The sequence below is a fragment of the Dyella sp. genome (genome assembly GCF_035508675.1).
Taxonomy (GTDB): domain Bacteria; phylum Pseudomonadota; class Gammaproteobacteria; order Xanthomonadales; family Rhodanobacteraceae; genus Dyella_B.
The window spans coordinates 26419-34264 of sequence record NZ_DATJMN010000163.1; the positions used below are offsets into that span (position 1 = coordinate 26419).

General features: G+C 59.9%; 6 protein-coding genes. 2 read left to right on the forward strand and 4 right to left on the reverse strand.

Going from position 1 to position 7846, the window contains the following annotated elements; genetic code table 11:
- Positions 1–339: 339 nt before the first annotated feature.
- Positions 340–657, reverse strand: a complete 318-nt coding sequence (locus tag VMA74_RS09075; RefSeq protein WP_325366317.1) for a hypothetical protein — start codon at positions 655–657, stop codon at positions 340–342.
- 299 nt (positions 658–956) lie between these two features.
- Between VMA74_RS09075 and VMA74_RS09080 the strand changes: the two genes are divergently transcribed.
- Positions 957–1316, forward strand: a complete 360-nt coding sequence (locus tag VMA74_RS09080) for a hypothetical protein (RefSeq protein WP_325366318.1) — start codon at positions 957–959, stop codon at positions 1314–1316.
- 151 nt (positions 1317–1467) lie between these two features.
- On the opposite strand, the gene VMA74_RS09085 is transcribed toward VMA74_RS09080, so the two are convergent.
- Positions 1468–2061, reverse strand: a complete 594-nt coding sequence (locus tag VMA74_RS09085; protein WP_325366319.1) for a GNAT family N-acetyltransferase — start codon at positions 2059–2061, stop codon at positions 1468–1470.
- Between the two features lie 464 nt (positions 2062–2525).
- Between VMA74_RS09085 and VMA74_RS09090 the strand changes: the two genes are divergently transcribed.
- Complete coding sequence (locus VMA74_RS09090) at positions 2526–4631, forward strand: choice-of-anchor D domain-containing protein (RefSeq protein WP_325366320.1); 2106 nt, start codon at positions 2526–2528, stop codon at positions 4629–4631.
- Positions 4632–4756: 125 nt separating this feature from the next.
- On the opposite strand, the gene VMA74_RS09095 is transcribed toward VMA74_RS09090, so the two are convergent.
- Positions 4757–6481, reverse strand: a complete 1725-nt coding sequence (locus tag VMA74_RS09095; RefSeq protein WP_325366321.1) for a GGDEF domain-containing protein — start codon at positions 6479–6481, stop codon at positions 4757–4759.
- Positions 6482–6612: 131 nt separating this feature from the next.
- The coding region (locus tag VMA74_RS09100; protein ID WP_325366322.1) for a GGDEF domain-containing protein at positions 6613–7846 on the reverse strand (1234 nt) is incomplete at its 5' end.

The following is a 7846-nucleotide window of genomic DNA, read 5'->3' on the forward strand; positions in this document are numbered from 1 at the left end:
ATGCTCCGTGGCCGGCATCAAGTGCGTATCAAATGACCGCCACAAGCCGTCTTGCCCTTCGATGCTGATGACGGCGTTGTACGTATCAGCGGCCGGTCTCTCCCTGCGGCAGCGCTCCATGACGAAAGCGAGCGCATCTTTACGAGTGGGAAAGCGGATGGTCCTGTCACCATCCAGCAGAATGCTCTCGGTGGAATCGTTCGCTGGGTAGGGGAGATAGAATTTGGGCAAGACGCTGCACAGCCGGTGCGAAAAACCTGCCACATACTGTGGTGGCGGCATTATCCAGCGTTCGTGAAAACGATGTGCCGTGCAAGCGAACGAACCCAACCAATTCAGTTACCGTGGTGCAGGGCGAGCATTGCCGTACGCTGACGTTCCTAGCGGAATGATGCAGACGACGCGGTACGTGTTCGTGGCGACCTGCTTGTAGAGACAGCTTCCATTCCGTGCAGCCAGCTGATCCACGATCCTGGCCCACGTCCCCTGCCTTGCTGGGGCAGCAGATACCTTGCAAGCGATGCTGATTCCTTGGCGTACACCATGGAAGTTTTGCAATTCCGGCATTTCATCCACGGTGATCTCGAACAGGTGGCGGCCACCCTTGTTCAGGAACTCGTCGAAGCGCAGCACGTTCGTTAAATGCATGACTGTCATTCGTGCACCTCGTGTCTTCTTGTTGACGACCGGGCGAGCATACCGTGACGAGTTTTACACGCAGGTTAATCAGGCACACGGCGGTCGCGGAATATTCACGTAAATGAAGCGCAGCCGTGCGCGGCGCGATGGTCGAGAAAGCGTGAATGATCACATTGCCAAGACATCGCAGTGGTAAAGGTATTCGGCACCGAGTTCCCGCGTCGTCCCATGGACCCCTGTCCCGATCTCGGGTTGTGCAGGCATGTGCATGATTGACCTTCCTTTGCAGCGATTCATTCTCGGAGGACGCGTGTCGTATGACCATCGATTTGGAGGCGCGCCTACATCCAACGGTGCATAAGGCGATCTCCGCCTTGCAAGCGGGTGACAAACTCAGGTGGCTGACCTGCTTCACCGCCTCGGCCAAGTTGTTCGACAACGGAAAACGCCGGGGTTTCCAGCAATTTTCCCGCGATAACGTCGGGGTCATGCATTTCACCGGCATCGAACACATCGACAGCGATGGGCGCGGTCTGCGCGGCAGGCTGCATATCGGCAATAACGAAGAGGTCGTCGCTTATTTAAAGTTCCGCATCGACAGCACGGAGATGTGCAGCCGGCTGGATGTATCCAGGATGGAGGGAGATCGGCATCTGCCGTTGCAAGGCGGTGGATAGTTGCTTTGCAAGCTTGCGTGCGTAAGAGGCGTTCGGGAACAGGCAACTGCCGGGAGGAAGTCCAACTTGCGCGTGGGACAGCACCGGATGTTTTCGTCAGCCAGGTGACAGTTTTGCTTCACTCCAAACGCTGTGCACGCCTGCCCGAACGTCAAAACTCGAGCGAGCGCAACCAGAACCGCAGCACGTGGGGACTGGCTTCCTGCTGGCCCAGTTCTCGCCACGACAGCTCGCAGAACAAATCACGCTGGCGCTGATAACCGCGCTTGGCCCAGAACATGTCGTTGGCGCGGTAATCCGGCGGCCGGCGCGGATCGTGCTCGTCGCGCTCCACCGCGCAGAACGCCGCCTGCTTGAAGCCGTTGCGCCGCGCATGCGTTTCGCGCTCATCGAAAAAGCGATGGCCGATGCCCTTGCCACGATACGGATGCAACAGCACCGATTCGCCGAAATAGAAAATCGGCTCCAGCGCATAACCCTTCTTGCGAAAAGGCAGCTGAAAAACGGCCTGGTCTTCCAGCAAGGGAATCCCCGTCGCCGCACCCACTACCGCTTCGTTATCCAGCGCCAATACGAACACGCTGCGTGGTGAACGCGCGTACGCCATCAAGTAGTCGCTCTCGCCATCCGTGCTGCCCTCGTACAGATAGGGATAATCGCGGAACACGGTGGTGCGCAGGCGGGCCACGTCCTCCAGATAGGGCGCCACCGCTTCGCCGGCGCAAGTGAGGATGTGCAGCGTCATCGTAGCGGCCCTGTGCCCGGGCGGCGCAGCGCGTGCCCATCGCCACGATGAAAGGCGGCGTCATGGCGTTCGATCAATGCAACGGCGTCAGGCATTGGCAAGCCTCAAAACGGCTTCACTAGCTTAGACCACCGCGACCTGCATGGTGGGTGTGAATTTATGCCAATTTCCACGCCCAAATCGTCTCGATTCCTCAAGACGCCATGGTCTGCTTTGCACAAGCATGCATCGCCGGAGCTGTCATCGCCCTTACGCAGCATGTTTGAGTGACGGATGCGGGCCTGGGAGGGGCTGCAAAGTCTGTTGACTGGTGGGCATCCACAGCGCCGGTGGGGAGATCCAACACGTTATGGCAAACCGCGCGGGCCGGGAGTTCGCGTGGAGAGAGCATTTTTTTCCAGTTTCTGCAGACACGGCATCGCCTCCTCGTTCTACCGATCATCCACTATCACGAGGAAAAACCCATGAACATGTCGAGATTCCTGCCCTGGCTGGCGTTGCTCGCCATCTGGGCCAACACGGCCGCAAGTCAAACCTGGACACCGCTGACAAACGCGCCACCGGTCGACATCGGTTACATCGCCTTGGCAACCGATGGCACGGTGCTGGCGCACGCCAGAACGTTCTCTTCCGCCGATTCACAGTGGTACAAGCTCACGCCGGATATCAACGGCAGTTACGTCAGCGGTACCTGGAGCCAGCTTGCTTCGATGCCATCGGGCTATGCGCCGATCGATTTCGCCGGTGGCGTGCTGGCCGACGGCAAACTGCTGGTGGAAGGCGGCGAGTACAACGAAGCGCAAGACGTGGAATCCAACCTCGGCGCCCTCTATGACCCGGTCGCCAATACATGGACATCGGTATCGCCGCCTTCCGGCTGGAGCCAGATCGGCGACGCCTCCGGCGTGATCCTGGCGAACGGCACGTTCATGATGGGGCAGCAGGGGCTGTTCAACAGCGCACTCTTCGACGAAACCCAACTCAGCTGGAGCATCACCGGCACCAACAAGCCCGATTACAACATCGAGGAAAACTGGGCCCTGCTGCCCAACGGGAAGGTGTTGAACGTCGAAACCTATGCGTACTCGCTCTACAACCCGACCGGCACCGAGTCGGAAATCTATGACCCCGGCACCGGGCAATGGAGCGACGCCGGCAGCACCGTCGTGCAACTGTGGGATTCGGCCGCCGCTTGCGGCGGCGAAAATGCGGCCAGCTATGAAATTGGCCCCATGGTGCTGCGGCCTGATGGAACCGTGTTCGCCACCGGCGCCAATGCCTGCGGCGCCGGCCACACGGCGATCTACGACACCCGCACCGGCACCTGGACGGCCGGCCCGGATTTTCCCAACGGCCTGGATATCGCCGACGGCCCCGCCGCGGTGGAGACCAACGGCAATGTGCTGATGATGGCCAGCCCCGGCATCTACCAGGCACCGGCCACCTTCCTCGAATGGAACGGCAGCAGCTTGACCGTCGTGCCGGCGCCGTCCACGGCAGCGGGCGATTCCTCCTGGTACGGTGCCATGCTGGCATTGCCGAACGGCCAGATACTGTTCTCCGACCTGAGCCAGAACCTGCAGGTGTGGACGCCGGCCGGCACGTATCAGCCCGCCTGGCAGCCCACCGTCAGCGCCGTGGCCACCACGCTGGCACCGGGCAGCACCTATCCGATTTCCGGCACGCAGTTCAACGGATTGTCGCAAGGTGCCGCGTACGGTGACGACCAGCAAATGGCGACCAACTATCCGCTGGTGCGCATCGTCAACGCGGCTAGCGGGCACGTGTTCTACTGCCGCACGCATGGCCACAGCAGCATGGGCGTTGCGACCGGCAACGCCACCGTATCCACCTATTTCGACGTGCCCGCCAACATCGAACCGGGCGCAAGCGCGTTGTACGTCGTCGCCAACGGCATACCGTCCAATCCCGTGGCGGTCGTCGTAAGCGGCGGCAGCGGCGGCGGTGTCACGGCAACACTGAGCCCCGCCAGCATCGATTTCGGCAACGTCGCCGTAAACGGATACAGCAGCTGGCAAGCGGTGACGCTGACCAACAACGGCGCCAGCGCCCTATCGATTGGCGCCGTCACGCCAAGCAATGCCGCGTACGTCGATCAAAGCTATTGCAGCGGCACGCTCGCCGCCGGCGCACAATGCGTGATCTATGTGCTGTTCCACCCGACCGCCAATGGAACGTTCAACGGCAGCATCACCGTTACCGACAGCGCAAGCAACAGTCCACAGGTTGCCAGCCTCACCGGCACGGCAGGCAGCAGCGGCGGCAACAACATCAACTTCTCCGGCACGGTCGCCGCGCAAGGCGACTACACCTATACGTCCAGCTTCACCAGCGGCGCGGGAGCAGTGACGGCCACGCTCGATGTGCCGGCCGGCACCCGTTGGCGGCTTGTTGCAGATAACGCCACGACCAACCAGGCCATGGCCGAAACGGATGGAAGCGGACCGTTGACGGTGAGTTACACGGCGATGGCGGGGGACAGTTACAGCTTCTTCGTGCAGGCCACTGCCGGAGCGGGCGCGTGGTCGATGACCGGATCGCATCCATAACGGCGAAAGCAGCGACTGCTGCTGGCTATTCCTTCCCCTGCAAAGCAGGGGAAGGATGTCAGGAAAGCGGTGTGCCGCGGTTCTCCTGGTTTCGTAGGCCGCCGGCATGCATAGCGGGTGTGGATTTATCCCGTGGCGTGCTCCAGATAACCGTTCTGGGTGTCTGCCGCCATTACCCGATTGCGTCCAGCCCGCTTCGCCCTGTGGAGCGCCGCATCGGCATCACGACACAAGCGTGGCAGCTCATATCCGCAAATATCGGTACAAGCCACGCCAAGGCTGGCGGAAAACGCTATGACACCACTGTCGACCTCGATCAGGGCCGCTTCGAGCGCGGTGCGGATGTGATCGGCTATCGCCATGCCCTGGTCGCGGTGGCAATCCGGCAGCAGGATGCAGAATTCCTCGCCGCCGAGCCGGCCGAACAAATCCCGCGGGCGCAGGTGCTGCCGGCAGATGGCTACGGTGCGCTTCAGCACGGTATCGCCGAGCGCATGGCCATGGGTGTCGTTGATCTGCTTGAAGTGGTCGAGGTCGATGGCGATCAGGCACGCGGTGCTGCCCTGCTTCTCCAGCAGATGGAGCGCGCGACCGGCCTCAGCCATGAAGCACTGATGGTTGAAGATGCCGGTAAGCCCGTCCAGGCTGGACAGTTCCTTCAAGCGAAGCTGCGAGCGCTTGAGCCGGAATACCCATGCCACCACGGATATCAGCAACAGCGACAGCAGGGCGATATACAGCCGGCCGGTTTCGACGGCCTTGGTGGTCAGGGCCTGCTGCAACTGCAGGACGTTGTTGGCCTTGCTCAGGTCATCAGCCTGCATATTTTGTACAAGCAGGTGCTGCTCGGCCATGTCGTACGCCAGCGCTCGTGCGTGAAGATCGTCGAGGTGGCTCTTTTCCAGCGCGGAGTAGCGTTCGTGGTAGGCGAGCGCGGCGGCTTCGTGGTGTTGCTTCTTTTCGATCTCGTAGAGTACCTCGTAGCCGTCCATCACCCAGTCGCTGGTGTCGTCGGGATGCATGATGGCCGAGGCCGCCAAGGCAGCTTTTTTGGCCTCGCTGAGATTGCCCAATTGGAGATAGGCCTGCGCGCGCTCAACCCGAGAGGACAAGATGTGCGGATAATAATCCGCACTGCGGACGGCCTGGGCGATCCGATCGAGCAACGCTATGGCTTTGTTAGGCTGCTTTTCTTGTATATAGAGACTGGCCAGAATAAGGGGCGGGATGTTGTCGAGGACCGTTGCTTTGGCGGCCGTGCAGACATCGTTGGCTTGTTGCAGCAATAGGCTGGTTGAGGTTAGCTGTTTGGCGTTGAGGCGTGCCGCAGCTTCCAGGATCAGGGGGAGACACGCCGTTTCTCCAGGCGGAAGGGCATCTTTCGCCATACGCGCATATTGGATTGCCGGATCGATTTGATTGGCGAAATCCAGCGTTTCCGATAAATCCGTTAATAGTTCGAAGCGTGTCTCCGGGTCCTTTATTCCCGGCAAGAGGGAGGCTACGTGATTAGCCAGTGCAAAAGCTTCCATGTAATGTCGATTGGTCGACAGACTTTTCACCAGAAGCGACGCTGCCCTGGCCGCCAGATTCGGATCTCCCGACTGATTGATGACCTGGCGAAGCCCTTGTTGAGCTTTGATATAGTTTCCATCGAACTCGGCATTCCATGCATCGAGATAATGCAGGTACCACTGCTCGCTCTCGGAAAGCGAGGAAGCCTCGCGGTGCAGTTGCGCCATGATCTGCAGGAATTGCGTGTGATGTTTCGAGCGCACGCTGTCAGCCTGCGCAAGCAGTTTGGCTGGCTCAGTTATGTTGCTGGCGGCGTATCCCGGCCGTGCGGCCAAGCACCATGCTACTGCCACCAAGGCGGGCCATAAGTAGATGCTGCGCGGCAGCCCAGTCATGCGTTACCGACTATTTCCCGGATGGCGATAAAGTTTTACAGGAAAGCGGAGCTCGCATAGCTGGCGCGAACTCATCCAGCGGCCCGCTTCAAATAACTGCTCTGGGCCTCTGCTGCCGCCATCACCCGATTACGCCCGCCCCGTTTCGCCCTGTAGAGGGCCGCATCGGCATCACGGCACAAGCATGGCAGGTCATACCCGCAAGTATCGGTACAAGCCACGCCAAGGCTGGCGGAAAACGATACGACGCCACCGTCGACGTCAACCAATGTCGCTTCGAGGGCGGCGCGGATGCGATCGGCCATCGCCATGCCCTGGTCGCGGTGGAAGTCGGGTAGCAGGATGCAGAACTCCTCGCCGCCGAGCCGGCCGAATAAATCCTGGGGACGCAGGTGTTGCTGGCAAATGGTCACCGTGCGCTTCAGCACGGTATCGCCCAGCGAGTGGCCATACGTATCGTTGATCTGCTTGAAGTGATCGAGGTCGATGGCGATCAGGCAGGCGATACCGTGCCGTTTCTCCAAATGATGGAGCGTGCGATCAGCCGCGCCCATGAAATACTGGTGGTTGAAGATGCCGGTAAGCCCGTCCAGGCTGGACAGTTCCTTGAAGCGAAGCTGCGAGCGCCTGAGCCGGAACATCCATGCCACGACGGATATCAACAAGAGCGACAGCAGGGCGATATATAGACGGCCGGTTTCGACGGCCTTGCTGGCCAGCGCTTGCTGCAACTGAAGGACGTCATTCTGCTTGCTCAGATCATCGGCCTGCATTTTCTGTACAAGCAGATGTTGCTCGGTCATGTCGTAGGCCAGCGCGCGCGCGTGGAGATCGTCGAGGTGGCTCTTTTCCAGCGCGGAGTAGCGTTCGTGGTACAGGAGCGCGGCCGCTTCGTGGTGCTGCTTCTTTTCGATCTCGTAGAGCACTTCGTAGTCGTTCATCACCCAATTGCCGGTGTCATCAGGATGCACGATAGCTAGGGCAGCCAAGGCGACTTTTTTGGCCTCGCCGAGATTGTCTAATTGGAAATAGGCTTGAGCACGCTCCACCTGCGAAGACAAGATGTGGGGGTAATAATCGGCACTCCGAATGGACGGAGCGATCCGATCAAGCACAGTTATGGCGTTATCAGGTTGCTTTTCTTGTATATAGAGACTGGAAAGAACTAGTTGTGTGATGTTCGCGAGGACTGTTTCTCCCGCAGCAGTGCATACATCGGTGGCTTGTTGCAGCACGAAGCTATTTGAGGTCAGCCGTTTCACCTGGAGGAGTTCTGCAGCTTCCAGCGTGAGAGGGAGGCATGTC